12 protein-coding genes and 1 pseudogene are annotated in these 14947 nt (G+C 58.4%); 3 read left to right on the top strand and 10 right to left on the bottom strand.

Annotated features, from left to right (window positions below):
* The first annotated feature begins 372 nt into the window (after nucleotides 1–372).
* The gene (gene mgtA, locus IM273_RS09495) at nucleotides 373–3081 is read left to right on the top strand and encodes a magnesium-translocating P-type ATPase (protein WP_193051114.1); all 2709 of its coding nucleotides are present in this window, start codon (nucleotides 373–375) and stop codon (nucleotides 3079–3081) included.
* A 178-nt stretch (nucleotides 3082–3259) separates the two neighbouring features.
* On the top strand, nucleotides 3260–5644 hold the full coding sequence (locus IM273_RS09490; RefSeq protein ID WP_193051112.1) for a beta-N-acetylhexosaminidase: 2385 nt from the start codon (nucleotides 3260–3262) through the stop codon (nucleotides 5642–5644).
* An 83-nt stretch (nucleotides 5645–5727) separates the two neighbouring features.
* On the opposite strand, the gene gbpA is transcribed toward IM273_RS09490, so the two are convergent.
* The 5 genes from gbpA to IM273_RS09465 all read right to left on the bottom strand — a co-directional run bounded on the left by gbpA (nucleotide 5728) and on the right by IM273_RS09465 (nucleotide 9324).
* Nucleotides 5728–7179: an N-acetylglucosamine-binding protein GbpA gene (gene gbpA, locus IM273_RS09485; protein WP_045259606.1), complete on the bottom strand. Its 1452-nt coding sequence runs from the start codon at nucleotides 7177–7179 to the stop codon at nucleotides 5728–5730.
* A 139-nt stretch (nucleotides 7180–7318) separates the two neighbouring features.
* On the bottom strand, nucleotides 7319–7705 hold the full coding sequence (gene ridA, locus IM273_RS09480) for a 2-iminobutanoate/2-iminopropanoate deaminase (RefSeq protein ID WP_003863373.1): 387 nt from the start codon (nucleotides 7703–7705) through the stop codon (nucleotides 7319–7321).
* A gap of 73 nt (nucleotides 7706–7778) precedes the next feature.
* Nucleotides 7779–8240 (bottom strand): aspartate carbamoyltransferase regulatory subunit, encoded by a 462-nt coding sequence (gene pyrI / locus IM273_RS09475; RefSeq protein WP_010427352.1) that lies wholly within the window; start codon nucleotides 8238–8240, stop codon nucleotides 7779–7781.
* Nucleotides 8241–8252: 12 nt separating this feature from the next.
* Nucleotides 8253–9185, bottom strand: a complete 933-nt coding sequence (gene pyrB, locus IM273_RS09470) for an aspartate carbamoyltransferase (protein WP_028015316.1) — start codon at nucleotides 9183–9185, stop codon at nucleotides 8253–8255.
* Between the two features lie 34 nt (nucleotides 9186–9219).
* Nucleotides 9220–9324, bottom strand: a complete 105-nt coding sequence (locus tag IM273_RS09465; protein ID WP_022646880.1) for a pyrBI operon leader peptide — start codon at nucleotides 9322–9324, stop codon at nucleotides 9220–9222.
* On the opposite strand from IM273_RS09465, the pseudogene IM273_RS09460 reads away from it, so the two are divergent.
* Nucleotides 9304–9421 (top strand): annotated as a pseudogene (locus IM273_RS09460) (hypothetical protein). The gene IM273_RS09465 and the pseudogene IM273_RS09460 sit on opposite strands and share 21 nt — an antisense overlap.
* Before the next feature lie 3 nt (nucleotides 9422–9424).
* On the opposite strand, the gene IM273_RS09455 reads toward IM273_RS09460, so the two are convergent.
* From IM273_RS09455 to arcA, 5 genes are all read right to left on the bottom strand, one after another.
* Nucleotides 9425–9904: an arginine repressor gene (locus IM273_RS09455; RefSeq protein WP_028015317.1), complete on the bottom strand. Its 480-nt coding sequence runs from the start codon at nucleotides 9902–9904 to the stop codon at nucleotides 9425–9427.
* A gap of 80 nt (nucleotides 9905–9984) precedes the next feature.
* Nucleotides 9985–11388 (bottom strand): YfcC family protein, encoded by a 1404-nt coding sequence (locus tag IM273_RS09450; RefSeq protein ID WP_045259604.1) that lies wholly within the window; start codon nucleotides 11386–11388, stop codon nucleotides 9985–9987.
* Between the two features lie 47 nt (nucleotides 11389–11435).
* Nucleotides 11436–12440 carry an ornithine carbamoyltransferase gene (argF, locus tag IM273_RS09445; protein WP_003863360.1) on the bottom strand — a complete coding sequence of 335 codons (1005 nt, stop codon included), beginning with the start codon at nucleotides 12438–12440 and terminating at the stop codon, nucleotides 11436–11438.
* A gap of 25 nt (nucleotides 12441–12465) precedes the next feature.
* Nucleotides 12466–13377 (bottom strand): carbamate kinase, encoded by a 912-nt coding sequence (gene arcC, locus IM273_RS09440; protein ID WP_126345977.1) that lies wholly within the window; start codon nucleotides 13375–13377, stop codon nucleotides 12466–12468.
* A gap of 9 nt (nucleotides 13378–13386) precedes the next feature.
* Entirely contained in the window at nucleotides 13387–14607 is a 1221-nt protein-coding gene (gene arcA / locus IM273_RS09435; RefSeq protein ID WP_193051110.1) for an arginine deiminase, read from the bottom strand.
* Nucleotides 14608–14947: the final 340 nt, after the last annotated feature.

The following is a 14947-nucleotide window of genomic DNA, read 5'->3' as shown; positions in this document are numbered from 1 at the left end:
ACGACAAAATGGTCAATTGAGCCTAATGCTATAGCGCGATTTCGCTATGGGCAAAGTCTGGTTTACGTACTGTTTATTTGCAGGCGCGTATAATACCTCCCGAATCGTCACAAAGGGTACGCTTAAATCTTTATACTGCGCGGCGACACCCTGTTTTTTTACTTACCGGAGGCTTTATGGATCCCGATCCCGCACCTCTCCTGAACGGGAGAATTTGTTCTTTCCGGTAAGCCAGCTTTTGCTGTCTCACCGGTAATGTGAGGCAGCAACGTCCCAAACGTTCCTGCTTGAAAAATTGAGTGCCTGACAGGTACGGCTTTGCCACGCCTGAAGGGATTGCTGCGTCCGCCTGGCGGATGCGGAGGAATGTCTATGTTTAAAAATATCACCCGGCAGCTGCAGGCGATGCTGAGCCGCCATCTGCCACACCGTCTTGTTCAGCGCGACCCGCTGCCCAATGCCAAAAACATGGCGGGAGCGGCGATCCCGGCGTCCCTGACCGAACGCTGCCTGAACGTGGCGGCGATGGATGAAAACGAAGTCTGGCGCGCCTTTGGCGGCCATCCGGAAGGGCTGAACGCGGCAGAAGTGGAAAAAATCCGCGCCGTGCACGGCGATAACCAGATCCCGGCGCAGAAGCCCTCTCCGTGGTGGGTGCATCTGTGGCTCTGCTACCGCAACCCGTTCAACCTGCTGCTGACCGTGCTCGGCATTATCTCTTACGCGACGGAAGACCTTTTTGCCGCGGGCGTAATTGCCCTGATGGTGGGTATCTCCACGCTGCTGAACTTCATTCAGGAAGCCCGCTCCACCAAAGCGGCAGACGCCCTGAAGGCGATGGTCAGCAACACCGCGACCGTCTCGCGCGTGATTAACGACCTCGGCGAAAACGCCTGGGTTGAGCTGCCCATTGACCAGCTGGTGCCGGGCGACCTGGTGAAGCTGGCGGCGGGAGACATGATCCCGGCGGATTTACGCATCATCCAGGCGCGGGATTTGTTCGTGGCGCAGGCCTCCCTGACCGGGGAGTCCCTGCCCGTTGAGAAGGTATCGCGCAGCCGCGACCCGCAGCAGATGAACCCGCTCGAGTGCGACACCCTGTGCTTTATGGGCACCACGGTGGTCAGCGGCACGGCGCAGGCGATTGTCACCGCCACCGGGGGCAATACCTGGTTTGGACAGCTTGCCGGGCGCGTCAGCGAGCAGGAGAGCGAGCCGAATGCGTTCCAGAAAGGCATTGGCCGCGTCAGCATGCTGCTGATCCGCTTTATGATGGTCATGACGCCGATTGTCCTGCTGATCAACGGCTACACCAAAGGCGACTGGTGGGAGGCGGCGCTGTTTGCGCTCTCCGTGGCCGTTGGCCTGACGCCGGAAATGCTGCCGATGATCGTTACCTCCACGCTGGCGCGCGGGGCGGTCAAACTCTCTAAACAAAAGGTGATCGTCAAACACCTCGACGCCATTCAGAATTTTGGCGCGATGGACATTCTCTGCACCGATAAAACCGGCACCCTGACGCAGGATAAAATCGTGCTGGAGAACCACACCGACATCGCTGGTAAAACCAGCGAGCGCGTGCTCCACAGCGCGTGGCTGAACAGCCACTACCAGACCGGGCTGAAAAACCTGCTCGACGTGGCGGTGCTGGAAGGCGTGGACGAGGAGGCCGCCCGTACGCTCTCCGGCCGCTGGCAGAAGGTGGACGAAATCCCGTTCGACTTCGAGCGCCGCCGCATGTCGGTGGTGGTGAGCGAGCAGCCGGACGTGCACCAGCTGATCTGCAAAGGCGCGCTGCAGGAGATCCTGAACGTCTCCACGCAGGTGCGCCATAACGGGGAGATCGTGCCGCTGGACGACACCATGCTGCGCCGCATCAAGCGCGTCACCGACAACCTGAACCGTCAGGGGCTGCGCGTGGTGGCGGTGGCGAGCAAATTCCTGCCCGCGCGGGAGGGGGACTATCAGCGTATCGACGAATCCGATTTGATCCTCGAAGGTTACATCGCATTCCTCGATCCGCCGAAAGAGACCACTGCACCGGCGCTGAAGGCGCTGAAGGCGAGCGGCATCACCGTCAAAATTCTCACCGGCGACAGCGAGCTGGTGGCGGCCAAAGTGTGTCACGAAGTGGGGCTGGACGCGGGCGATGTGGTGGTGGGGAGCGACATTGAGCACCTCACCGACGACGAACTGGCGCAGCTTGCCCAGCGCACGACGCTGTTTGCCCGCCTGACGCCGATGCACAAAGAGCGCATTGTGACGCTGCTGCGTCGTGAAGGGCACGTGGTGGGCTTTATGGGCGACGGCATCAACGATGCGCCCGCCCTGCGTGCGGCGGACATTGGCATCTCCGTGGACGGCGCGGTGGATATCGCCCGTGAAGCGGCTGATATCATCCTGCTGGAAAAGAGCCTGATGGTGCTGGAGGAGGGCGTCATTGAAGGGCGTCGCACCTTCGCCAACATGCTCAAATACATCAAAATGACCGCCAGCTCCAACTTCGGTAACGTCTTCAGCGTGCTGGTGGCGAGCGCGTTTCTGCCGTTCCTGCCGATGCTGCCGCTGCACCTGCTGATCCAGAACCTGATGTACGATGTCTCTCAGGTAGCGATCCCGTTTGATAACGTGGATGACGAGCAGATCCAGAAGCCGCAGCGCTGGAACCCGGCCGATCTGGGCCGCTTCATGCTGTTCTTTGGGCCGATCAGCTCCATCTTCGACATTCTGACCTTCTGCCTGATGTGGTTTGTGTTCCACGCCAACACCCCGGAACACCAGACGCTGTTCCAGTCCGGCTGGTTCGTGGTCGGCCTGCTGTCCCAGACGCTGATTGTGCATATGATCCGCACCCGCCGCATTCCGTTCATTCAGAGCCGCGCCGCGTGGCCGCTGATTGTGATGACGGGCATTGTGATGGCGCTCGGCATCGCGCTGCCGTTCTCCCCGCTGGCAAGCTACCTGCAGCTGCAGGCGCTGCCGCTGAGCTACTTCCCATGGTTGGTGGCGATCCTCGCGGGTTATATGGTGCTGACCCAGATGGTGAAAGGGTTCTATGCGCGTCGATATGGGTGGCAGTAAGCTCATTTTGCCACAATCCAGACGTAGGCCGGGTAAGGCGAAGCCGCCACCCGGCATCTGGCTTTCCTCCCAAATTCAACAACCTGTGATCTCCGTCGGCGCATTCGCTTGACGACAATTTGTACGCATGTTAACAGAATGTTTTGCCTGAATTTGGCCCGTCAGATAAGGAACATTCATGTTACGGTACAGTCTCTTAACCGCCGGGCTTATGCTCGGCGCCTCCGCTTTTGCCGCGCCGGCAGGCGACCTTCCCCTGATGCCCTGGCCTGCGAAGGTTGAACGCCCGACGACGCAGGGCGCGCTGGTGCTTAACAATCAACTCTCCGTGAGCGTCAGCGGCGACGATCTGGGGGACGCGGTCAACCGCCTGCGCCAGCGCATTGCGCTGCAAACCGGCTGGACGCTACAGCCGCAGGCCGAAAAACCTGACAAGCCGACCATCCGTATCGCCATCGCTAAAAAGGTGAAGCCGCAGCCGCTGCCGGACAGCGATGAGAGCTACAAACTCACGGTGGATGCCAACGGCGTGAACATCTCCGCTAACACCCGCTTTGGCGCATTGCGCGCAATGGAAACCTTGCTCCAGCTGATGCAGAACGGTGCCGAAAACACTTCGATTCCGTGGGTTACCATCGAAGATTCGCCGCGCTTCCCGTGGCGCGGGCTGCTGCTCGATTCGGCGCGTCATTTCATCCCGTTACCCGATATCAAGCGCCAGATCGACGGTATGGCCGCGGCCAAGCTCAACGTCCTGCACTGGCATCTGACTGACGATCAGGGCTGGCGCTTTACCTCGAAGCGTTATCCAAAATTAACCCAGCTTGCCAGCGACGGGCTGTTCTACACCCCTGAGCAGATGCGCGAGATTGTGCGTTACGCAGCCGAACGCGGCATACGCGTGGTGCCGGAAATCGATATGCCGGGCCACGCCTCAGCGATTGCCGTCGCCTATCCAGAACTGATGAGCGCGCCGGGGCCGTACGCTATGGAGCGCCATTGGGGCGTGCTGAAGCCGGTGCTGGATCCCACCAAAGAGGCGGCCTACACCTTTGCCGACGCGATGGTCAGCGAACTGGCGGCGATCTTCCCCGATCCGTATCTGCATATTGGCGGCGATGAGGTGGACGACAGCCAGTGGAAGGCAAACGCGGCGATCCAGAGATTTATGCGCGACAACAAACTGGCGGACAGCCACGCGCTGCAGGCGTATTTCAACCGCAAGCTGGAGACGATCCTTGAGAAGCACCACCGGCAGATGGTCGGCTGGGATGAGATCTACCATCCCGATCTGCCGAAAAGCATTCTGATCCAGTCCTGGCAGGGACAGGACGCACTGGGGCAGGTGGCGCAGAACGGCTATAAGGGCATTCTCTCAACCGGCTTCTACCTCGACCAGCCCCAATCCACCGCCTATCACTACCGCAACGAAATCGTGCCGCAGGGGCTGAATGGCGTGGACGTGATAGCGGACACCGACAGCGTCCAGAGCTGGGCTTTCTCCATGCCGCGCCTGAAGGGCAAGCCGGTGGAAGGCAGCTTTACGCTGGTGAAAGGCGACGCCGGGTGGCGCGGTTTTATTGATTTTGCCGGGAAATCGCGTCGGGCGGTGAATAACATTCAGTGGCGCGACGACAACCAGGTGACCTTTACCGTCGACACCTGGATGGGTGAAACGCGCCCGGTGGTCAACGTTGATAACGACAAACTCACCGGCTATTTCCTGGTGGGAAACACCCGCTACCCGATTAGCGGCGCGCGTCTGGACGACGTGCCGAAAGGTACCCCTCCGGTCGTGCCGGACGTGGCGAATCAGGCCAACCTGCTTGGCGGCGAAGCCGCGCTGTGGGCGGAAAACGTGGTGGCGCCGGTGCTGGACATCCGCCTGTGGCCGCGCGCCTTTGCGGTGGCGGAGCGGCTGTGGTCGGCGCAGGACGTCAACGACGTCGACAATATGTACACCCGCCTGCAGGCGATGGACAGCTGGTCGACGGTGTCGGTCGGGCTGCAGCAGCATACCCAGCAGCAGGTGCAGTTCACGCGCCTCGCTAACAATGCGGACACCCTGCCGCTGCAGATCCTCGCTCAGGCGATTGAACCGGCCCAGTATTACACCCGCCAGCACCTGAAGTTCCAGGCCGGAAACTACCATCAGTTTGAGCCGCTTAACAGACTTGCAGATGCGTTGAACGCCGAAAGCGCCACCGTGCGCCAGATGCACAAGTGGGCGGACCGCCTGGTGAGCGACGCGGAAGACACGGAGAGCGCCGAGGCGCTGCGCCACGTCTTTAACCGCTGGCAGAACAACACCAGCGACGTGCTGGCCTTGAGCGAAAACAGCTATCAGCTGAAGGCCATTAAGCCGGTCATTCTGGAGGTGGATAAGCTGGCCTCGATTGGCCTGAGGCTGACGGATCTGGTGGCGCGTCAGGGGACGCTGGACGACAAAGAGATCGCGTCGATCCAGAGCGAGCTGGACAGCGCGGCGAAGGTGCAGGATGAGGTGGTGATTGCGGCGGTCTATCCGCTGGAGACGCTGCTACGCGCCACGCGAAATCAGTAACACACATGCCCGGTGGCGCTGCGCTTACCGGGCCTACGTGGTGTAGGCCCGGTAAGCGAAGTGCCGCCGGGCATAAAGGCCACTCAGTTCTTCAGAACCCACGCCTCTTTCCAGTGTGCGCCAACGCCTGGCTCATACTGGTTTGCGGTTGGGCTGTACTGCACGCAGAAGCCACTGTACGGGAAAGGCTTACATTCGTAGGTCTTACCGTCTTTAGGCTGAAGCACCACGGTACCTGCCTTGTACGACGCGATATTGTCCGGGAAGGTAAAGTCGTGGTGGCCGGTGCTATCCGCAGCGGCATCGCCTTCCAGCATCAGGTTCAGGACGTCCTGCGCGAACAGGGTGCCGTCTTTATTGGTCGCGTAGTATTTCAGCATGTGGTGGCCGGCGGTCACGTCGGTCAGGGTCATGGTGACGTCCTGATTGCTGTTGTTCATGTCCTGCTTCAGGTAGCCTTTTTCCGCACCGTGGTGGTTCATCACGTGTGCTTCAAAATTCACGTCGCCCTGCGTATTCACGTGGAAGGTCACGGTCGCGTTGCCATGTTCGATTTTGCTGTATTGCAGATCGGTAACGGCAATGGTCTCATTCACCTGCGCTTTTTGCTCTTCATAAGAGATAGCAACGGACTGCAGCGTGCTGCCGTCTTTCACGAATACGCTGTTGGCGCCGTGAACCGGGCTGATGTCACCGGCTTCATCCTTCACGCCGACGCGCACGTCGTGCTGTGCGGTGTTGATCTTCTGCGCCAGATCGTAGGACCACTGGTTAGCGTCGCCTTGTTCAGCAGAGCCGATGGTCATCTCGGTGCGCATGGCGGTCACTTCGCCGTGGGCGTCGAAGAAGCGTGCGATAACTTTATCGCCCACGTTCAGGTTATTACCGGCAATCTGGCCGCTCAGGGTTTTGCTCCACTCGGACACAACCGCAGGCGTTTCGTCCGGGGTAACGTTGCCGCCATTCCCGAAATCAACGTCGATAGCCTGATAGAAGCTGTTTGTGGTATCTGCAATTTCCCATACGCCGTAAATTACCTGATAGCCTGTGCGTTCAGGAACATTACAGGTCATGGATTTAGTTACGGCTGGCGCCTGGCTATTTCCGTTAATTGTACAGAACGGGGTTAATTCAAACTGATCGCGAGTTAGCGGCTTATTTGGGTCCCAGTTTTGTTTGGTAATGTAATAACGCCAGTTGGTGGTTTTGTGCGGCGCAGTATGGTGCCAGACAAATTCATGCGGGCCCGCGGTCATCGGGTTTTTAGTCCACGCATTCAGGCTCTGCTTATCCAGCTGTGAATATTGAGAGATACCCGCGCTGGCGAGGTGTCCGTCTGCTGGCTCTGCCCCGGTCGGGAAGCCGGAGGTTTTCTCTACGCTCTGCGGTTCATACTGTACGGAGCCGCAATCAATATTTTGACCCAGCTTACACATATAGGCGCGGCTGGCAGGAGATTCAATATATCCGTGAGCAAATGCCGAAGATGCAACGGTCACTGTTGCGAGGGCAAGTGCAATTTTTGAAAGTTTCATTACTCATCCATTATTAGAGAATATTACTAGGCGAGGGAGAGTCTAATAATGGATCTGGCTCTGTGTCATTTTACCCGGAGAGTAAAAATAACCGAAATAAAAAAGGCAGCCCGAGCTGCCTTCTGTTTATTGAAAAGTATTAACGACGTACGGCGATCGCTTCAATTTCAATTTTCACGTCTTTTGGCAGACGCGCCACTTCCACGCAGGAGCGCGCCGGGAAGGTGGCGTTGTGCTCGGTGAAGAACGCTTCATACGTAGCGTTAACGGTGGCGAAGTCGTTCAGATCTTTCACGAACACCGTCGTTTTGACGATATCACCCACTTTCAGGCCCGCAGATTCAACGATAGCCTGCACGTTTTCCAGCGACTGACGCGCCTGCGCCGCCACGTCGGCCGGTACTTCACCGGTTTTCGGGTTTACCGGGATCTGGCCAGAGGTGATGATCATGCTGCCCAGATCAACGCCCTGAACGTATGGGCCGATAGCCGCTGGTGCATTTTCCGTCGCGAGTACTTTGCTCATTTTTTCTCCAGAATTACAGCGTTAAGAATGTTCCCGGCCATTATAACAGCCGGGATTTCATTACCAACCTCAATTAGTTGGCCAGCACCACATAATGGGAAAACTCTTTTTCGCAGTATTTGCATTTGAGCGCGATGTCATTGGCGCGCTTTTTCACTGCAAAGCTGGACGAAACCGGCTCGGCGTGGCTGATGCAGTTGCTGTTCGGGCAGACCAGCACGCTTTCGATGCGCTCCGGCAGGCTCGGGCGGGATTTGCCCACCACGTCGTAATCGTCGATGCGGTTAACCGTGGCGTCCGGCGCGTACAGCGACAGCTGGTTGACCTGCTCGTCGGTCAGGAAGGTGTTCTCGATCTTGATCAGATCTTTACGGCCCATTTCGCCGGACGGCAGGTTCAGGCCGATGGTGATGCGCTGGTCGGTTTCGGTCAGTTTGAACAGCGTCAGCAGCTTAAAGCCCACCTGTGCAGGGATGTGGTCAATCACGGTGCCACGCTTGATGGCTTCAACCTGGAGTTTGTTATCGTGTGTCATGGTCGTCTCCCCTTACAGAGCTAATTCGCGATTCAGAACCAGTGCCAGTAACGCCTGGCGAGCGAAGATGCCGTTTCCGGCCTGCTGGAAGTACCAGGCGTGCGGCGTTTTATCCACGTCGGTGGCAATCTCATCGATGCGCGGCAGCGGGTGCAGCACCTTCATGTTGTCGCGCGCGCCGTCGAGGTCGCTGGCGCGCAGCACGAACTGCGCCTTCACGTTGGCGTATTCGGACGGATCCAGACGCTCTTTCTGCACGCGGGTCATATAGAGAATATCCACGTTGCCCACCACCTCTTCGATGCTGGCGTGCAGGCTCCACGTAATGCCTTTCTCGTCCAGCATGTCGAGGATGTACTGCGGCATCGCCAGCGCGTCCGGGGCGATGAAGAAGAAGCGGTTGCCGCTAAATTTCGCCAGCGCCTGGGTCAGGGAGTGGACGGTGCGGCCGTACTTCAGGTCACCGACCATGGCGATGTTCAGGTTTTCAAGCGTGCCCTGCGTCTCCTGAATGGTGAACAGGTCCAGCAGGGTCTGCGTCGGATGCTGGTTGGCGCCGTCACCGGCGTTCAGCACCGGAATGCCGCCAGAAAACTCGGTCGCCAGACGCGCCGCGCCCTCCTGCGGGTGGCGCATCACAATCGCGTCAACGTAGGTGCTGATCACTGAAATGGTATCCGCCAGGGTTTCGCCTTTTTTGCCCAGCGACGTGTTGCTGCTGTCCGAGAAGCCCACCACGCTCGCGCCCAGGCGGTGCATGGAGGTTTCAAAGGAGAGGCGGGTGCGCGTCGAGGCTTCAAAGAAACAGCTCGCGATCACCTTGTGCTTCAGCAGCTCCGGCTGCGGATTGGCCTTCAGTTTTGCCGCGGTTTCCAGAACCAGTTCCAGCTCTTCGCGGCTGAGGTCGTTTATGGAAATGATGTGTTTTTGATAAAGCGGATTCATGTTTATCTCCTGACGCCGGGCAAAAAAAAGCCCCTCAAATGAGGGGCTCTGGGAATAGGTTTAGCAACGGGAAGAAAAACGGCAGGCCAGCGTCTGATTTCAGACGCGGTAAGACGTTATGTCGTACACGCTTGACCATGCTTCCTCCCGGCAAATTGTCGGGCATTATACGCAGCTCGTTTTTGGGATCAAGCGATTTAATGCACGCTTTACTCAATGCAAACGGTTCTTTATGAATATTAATGCATTCTGAGCAAATAATTAATTTGCTTGTGCACCAGCGCGGTACGCTTCACCACCCGGGGCGCGACCCAGACAATACTGCTTCCCGCCACCACGCCTAAAATTTCCGGTAACTGGTGATAATCCAGAATACGCGCCACCGCGCGGCCATATCCGGCAACGGTATGAATAAGGATAAATTCGCTATTGTGCTCCACGCTCACCACCATTTCGGAGACGGTACGCGCGGCGTCGGGGGCAGGGCGCAGCTGGGGATTCAGCGAATAAATCTTTAGCCCTTTGGCATTGCGAATTTTTATGACGCCAAGCAGCTTGAGCAGACGTGAAACGGTGGACTGGCTGATGGTCTCAAAACCCCGCTCCTGCAAGTCGCGGCGGATCTCTTCCTGAGAGAGATAGCTCTTTTCCGCGATCAGACGCTGGCAGACCGTTAGCTGTAGTTGTTCTTTGGGAGAGTACTCTTCGTAATCCATCATAGTTCCCATATCAGTTCCCGAAATAACCGGTGGCACCGCACCGATCCGTAGGCCGGATAAGCGCAGCGCCATCCGGCAAATCACAACAACGCGCCCAGGCTTAACGCCACCATAATCACCACCGTCAAAATCCCCAGCAGCGGCGCGACCCATTTCAGATAACGCACGTAGGGCACGCGGGCGATAGCCAGCCCGCCCATCACAACGGCAGAGGTGGGGGTGATAAGGTTAACGATGCCGGACGCCGACTGGTAAGCCGTAACCACCAGGTCGCGGTTGACGTTAGCGAAATCGGCAAGGGGCGCCATGATCGGCATCGTCAGAACGGCCAGGCCGGACGAAGAAGGCACAAGAAACGACAGCACCACCTCCAGCCAGTACATCACGTTAATGAACGCCACCGTCGACAATCCGGTGACCATCCCCTCGGCGCTGTGCAAAATGGTGTGGGTAATCATGCCCTTATCCATAATCACTACGATACCGCGCGCGATGCCGATAATCAGCGCGACGCCCAGCAAATCTCGCGCGCCGTTGATAAAGGTTGAGGTCAGCTCCTCTTCGCTCATGCGGGCGATAAGCCCAACGATAATGGCGCTGGCGAGGAATACCGCCGAGATCTCCGCCATCCACCAGCCCAGCACCGCCACGCCGTAGATCATCACCGCGAAGGCGAGGGCGAAAATCACCAGGATGAGTTTGCGCACCGGGGTAAATTCCAGCGACTGCTCGCCCTTGTTGCCGAGGAAGTGGGCGAGGTTCTCCTCCTGTTTATCCGCCACGATCGACAGCGACGGATCTTTGCGCACCTTGCGGGCATAGCGCATCACCCACGCCACGCAGATGATCCAGCCGATGACCAGCAGCGCGATGCGCAGCATGATCCCATTGGTGAAGGGGATCCCGGCGGCGTTGGCGGCGATCACCGTCGCGAACGGGTTAATGGTGGACCCGAGCGTGCCGATCCCCGCCCCGAGCAGTACGGTGGACGCGGCAACCACCGGATCGAACCGCGCCGCCAGCATCACCGGCACCAGTAAGGTATAGAAGGGCAGCGACTCTTCGGCCATGCCGTAAATCGTGCCGCCTGCGGCAAACAGCGCCATCAGGATCGGGATCATCCACTCTTCGCGCCCGCGCAGCTTAGTGGTGACGCGCTCGATCCCGGCGTCAATTGCCCCGGTTTTGGTGACGATCCCGAGAAATCCCCCGATGATCAGGATAAACAGCGCAACGTCGATCGCCCCGGCCTGGCCGGATTCCGGATCGTACAGTCCGGCTATCGGGGCCATCAGCACCGACACCAGCCCCTGCGGGTGCGATGCCACGTGCGCATAGGTGCCGGCAACCGGCACCTCTTTGCCGAGCGCCTCGTTCATCGCCATATGGTACTGCCCGGCCGGAACAATCCACGTCAGCACGGCAACCACGGCAATCAGAAAAAAGAGAATGGTGTAAGCGGAGGGAAACTTGAACTTGCCCATGATGTTCTCCTGAAACCCGGCGCACCCCGCGGCGCGCCGGGCGGTGATTAGTCGCCGAGTGTCGCCACCATGACCGCCTTAATGGTGTGCATGCGGTTTTCTGCTTCGTCAAAGACGATGGAGTTCGGTGATTCAAAGACCTCTTCCGTCACCTCCAGCCCCTTCAGGCCGTACGCCATCTCGATCTCGCGGCCCACTTTGGTGTGCTCGTTGTGGAACGCGGGCAGGCAGTGCATGAACTTGACGTTCGGGTTGCCGGTGGCCTTCATGACGTCCGCGTTGATTTGATACGGCTTCATCAGGCTGACGCGCTCGGCCCAGGCCTCCTTCGGCTCGCCCATGGAGACCCACACGTCGGTGTAGAGGAAATCGGTGCCCTGCACGCCTTCTTCCACGTCGTCGGTGAGGGTGATGCGTGCGCCCGTTTCTTTGGCGATGGCGCGGCACTGCTCAACCAGCCCGGCTTCCGGCCAGAAGGATTTCGGTGCCACAAGGCGGATATCCATCCCCATCTTGGCCGCGCCGACCATCAGGGAGTTGCCCATGTTATTCCGCGCGTCGCCGAGATAGGCAAAGCTCAACTCTGGCAGGGTTTTGCCCGGTGAATGCTCCAGCATGGTCATCAGGTCAGCGAGAATTTGCGTCGGGTGGAACTCGTCGGTCAGGCCGTTCCACACCGGCACGCCCGCGTATTCTCCGAGCTCCTCGACGATGGCCTGGCCGTAGCCGCGGTACTCGATGCCGTCATACATGCGGCCCAGCACGCGGGCGGTGTCTTTCATCGACTCTTTATGGCCGATCTGCGACCCGCTTGGGCCGAGGTAGGTGACCTGCGCGCCCTGGTCAAACGCGCCCACTTCGAAGGCGCAGCGGGTGCGGGTGGAGGTTTTTTCAAAGATCAGGGCGATGTTTTTCCCGACCAGCGTCTGCTTTTCGCGCCCGGCTTTTTTGGCCGCCTTCAGCTCGATGGCGAGGTCGATCAGGTACTGAATTTCCGCCGGGGTGTAGTCCAGCAGTTTGAGGAAGTTGCGGTTTTTCAGGTTAATGGTCATGGGTAAATCCTTTTTAAATGAGTGATCAGTTACGAATCAGCGTGCCTTTCTCGCCCGCCAAAATCTCCGCGCCGTCGGCCAGCGCGCCGATCCCGGCAATGCCGTTGCAGGCCTCAACAAATTCGCGGCAGGCGGCGACCTTCGGCCCCATCGATCCGGCGTCGAACGGCATGTCTTTAAGCAATTCCGGCGTCACCTGCGCCAGCGGGCGCTGGGTCGGCTTGCCCCAGTCGAGGTACACCGCGTCGGCATCGGTGAGGATCAGCAGGGCGTCGGCCTCGATCTGACGCGCCAGCAGGGCGGCGGAGAGGTCTTTGTCGATCACCGCCTCAACGCCGCGATAGCCGTTGGCGTTCTCCACTACCGGCACGCCGCCGCCGCCGTTGCAGATGACCAGGTGGTCACGCTGGATCAGCGCCGTAATGGCATCGCTCTCCACGATGCGCTTCGGCTGCGGAGAGGGCACCACGCGGCGGAAATAGGTGCCGTCGGCCCTGAACGTCCAGCCTTTTTCTGCGGCCAGCGCTTTCGCCTGGGCCTCGCTGTACACCGGGCCGATGTACTTGGTCGGGTTGCTAAAGGCCGGATCGGCGGCGTCCACTTCCACCTGGGTGAGCAGGACGCTCACCTCACGCTGCGGCAGATTGTTTTTCAGCGCCTGCTGGAGCATGTAGCCGATCATCCCCTGGCTTTCCGCGCCGAGAACGTCCAGCGGGTAGGGCGTCACTTTGTCGTAGGCGCTGTTCTGCAGCGCCAGCAGCCCGACCTGCGGCCCGTTGCCGTGCACCAGCACCACGCGCCACTGCGCCGTCAGCCCGGCGATGGTGCGGGCGGCCTGCTCGATGTTCTGGCGCTGGATATCCGCTTCCAGCGGCTCGCCGCGCTTGAGCAGCGCGTTGCCGCCCAGGGCCACAACCAGAGTGGGTTTTCGTTCCATGATGGCTCCTTAAATTCCGTCGCGTTCCAGTGGGCAGCTCATGCAGCGCGCGCCGCCGCGACCGCGTCCCAGCTCGTCGCCAGGGATCGGCAGCACGGTAATGCCCGCTTTGTCGTACTTCTCGTTGGTCCAGACGTTGCGCTCGTAGCCGATCACCACGCCAGGGCGGATGGTCAAAACGTTGTTGGCGTCGTTCCACTGCTCGCGTTCGGCTTCAAAGGCGTCGCCGCCGGTGGTGATCAGGCGGACCTGGTTAATGCCGAGGGCTTTCTCAATGGCGTGCAGCAGGTCGGTTTCCTGCGTGCGCAGCAGGCCGCCGCGTCCGTCCGGCGTGAGCGTCCAGCACTGGGCGTCTTTGCGCACTACTTCCGGATAGACGGAGAAGGTATCCACGTCGATGTGGGTCATCACCGTGTCGAGGTGCATGCAGGAGCGGTGTTTTGGCAGCTCAACGGCAATCACGCGTTCGGCCTGACGGTGTTTAAACAGGCTGTTGGCGAGGAACTCCACGCCCTGCGGCGTCGTGCGCTCGGACATGCCGATCAATACCGCCCCGCGGCCAATCACCAGTACGTCACCGCCTTCTAAGGTGGCGTGGTCGTAATTAATATTCTCGTCGCCGAAATACTTAATAAAATCGCCGTCGGCAAATGCCGGGTGCCAGCGATATATCGCGCGCAGATTATTGGTTTCACGCTGGCGGGCGGGTTTCGCCATCGGGTTAATGGACACGCCGTTATAAATCCAGCAGGAGGTATCGCGGGTAAATAAATGGTTCGGCAGCGGCTTCATAATAAAATCATTCGCCGTGTGGGTATCCACTACCATATTTTTAATGGCTGCCGGAATTTCGCCGTAGGTTAATCCCCCGCTTAATCGCCGCGCCAGTTCGCGGTGCGGCATATCCGCCAGCCAGCCGCGCACGTCGCCGGCAAAGGTGGGCCCGAGGCGATAGTCGGAGATTTGCGTTTCAAGAAGCCAGGCTTTCGCTTCTGTAATATCAAGGGTTTGCGTGAGCAGGTCGGTCAACAGCAGGACTTCCACACCCTGCTCGCGCAGCGTGTTTGCGAAGATGTCATGCTCCTCACCCGCCCGTTCAACCGACAGTACATCATCAAATAACAGATCCTGACAGTTTGAGGGCGTTAACCGCTTCAGACTTAAATTAGGGCGGTGCAGCATAACGCTACGCAATTGACCAATTTCAGAACCGACGTAATGCTTTTCCATAATTATTCCTTTAACTGTTTTTCAGAATAAAAAGGGCATGCGCCATGTGGTGTGTTTAATTACATGGCGGCTAAGCTCAATTGATTTCGTGATTTATACTAGGCAGTTAAATAATCCGTAATGTGATATTGCTCACGCGAAAATGGATATTAATGAGTTTGTTTTCATTTGCATGATTCGCATCAGATAATGATTAATTTCATATTATTGGGAGTTGAATAGCTAAGCAGGATCCGGTGGCATTATTTGAGGTTGTTATTATTTTGTAGAATTACGCATTTTGTAATTATTAGTTATCCATTTGATTTTAAACGATTAAATAAAATGGAAAGAATGGCTA

The sequence above is a fragment of the Enterobacter cloacae complex sp. P13B genome (assembly GCF_014895915.1).
GTDB classification, from domain to species: Bacteria; Pseudomonadota; Gammaproteobacteria; order Enterobacterales; family Enterobacteriaceae; genus Enterobacter; species Enterobacter bugandensis.
Note: the sequence above shows the minus strand (reverse complement) of the source record. Positions and strands in the feature narration are given on the sequence as shown.

Bases quoted from the DNA above. Each gene is read 5' to 3' on its own strand.
- pyrI (WP_010427352.1), bottom strand. From the start codon at position 8,240: ATGACACACGATAACAAACTCCAGGTTGAAGCCATCAAGCGTGGCACC.
- IM273_RS09455 (WP_028015317.1), bottom strand. From the start codon at position 9,904: ATGATGGATTACGAAGAGTACTCTCCCAAAGAACAACTACAGCTAACG.
- IM273_RS09450 (WP_045259604.1), bottom strand. From the start codon at position 11,388: ATGGGCAAGTTCAAGTTTCCCTCCGCTTACACCATTCTCTTTTTTCTG.
- arcC (WP_126345977.1), bottom strand. From the start codon at position 13,377: ATGGAACGAAAACCCACTCTGGTTGTGGCCCTGGGCGGCAACGCGCTG.
- pyrB (WP_028015316.1), bottom strand. From the start codon at position 9,185: ATGAATCCGCTTTATCAAAAACACATCATTTCCATAAACGACCTCAGC.
- IM273_RS09465 (WP_022646880.1), bottom strand. From the start codon at position 9,324: ATGGTCAAGCGTGTACGACATAACGTCTTACCGCGTCTGAAATCAGAC.
- arcA (WP_193051110.1), bottom strand. From the start codon at position 14,607: ATGGAAAAGCATTACGTCGGTTCTGAAATTGGTCAATTGCGTAGCGTT.
- IM273_RS09490 (WP_193051112.1), top strand. From the start codon at position 3,260: ATGTTACGGTACAGTCTCTTAACCGCCGGGCTTATGCTCGGCGCCTCC.
- gbpA (WP_045259606.1), bottom strand. From the start codon at position 7,179: ATGAAACTTTCAAAAATTGCACTTGCCCTCGCAACAGTGACCGTTGCA.
- mgtA (WP_193051114.1), top strand. From the start codon at position 373: ATGTTTAAAAATATCACCCGGCAGCTGCAGGCGATGCTGAGCCGCCAT.
- ridA (WP_003863373.1), bottom strand. From the start codon at position 7,705: ATGAGCAAAGTACTCGCGACGGAAAATGCACCAGCGGCTATCGGCCCA.
- argF (WP_003863360.1), bottom strand. From the start codon at position 12,440: ATGACCATTAACCTGAAAAACCGCAACTTCCTCAAACTGCTGGACTAC.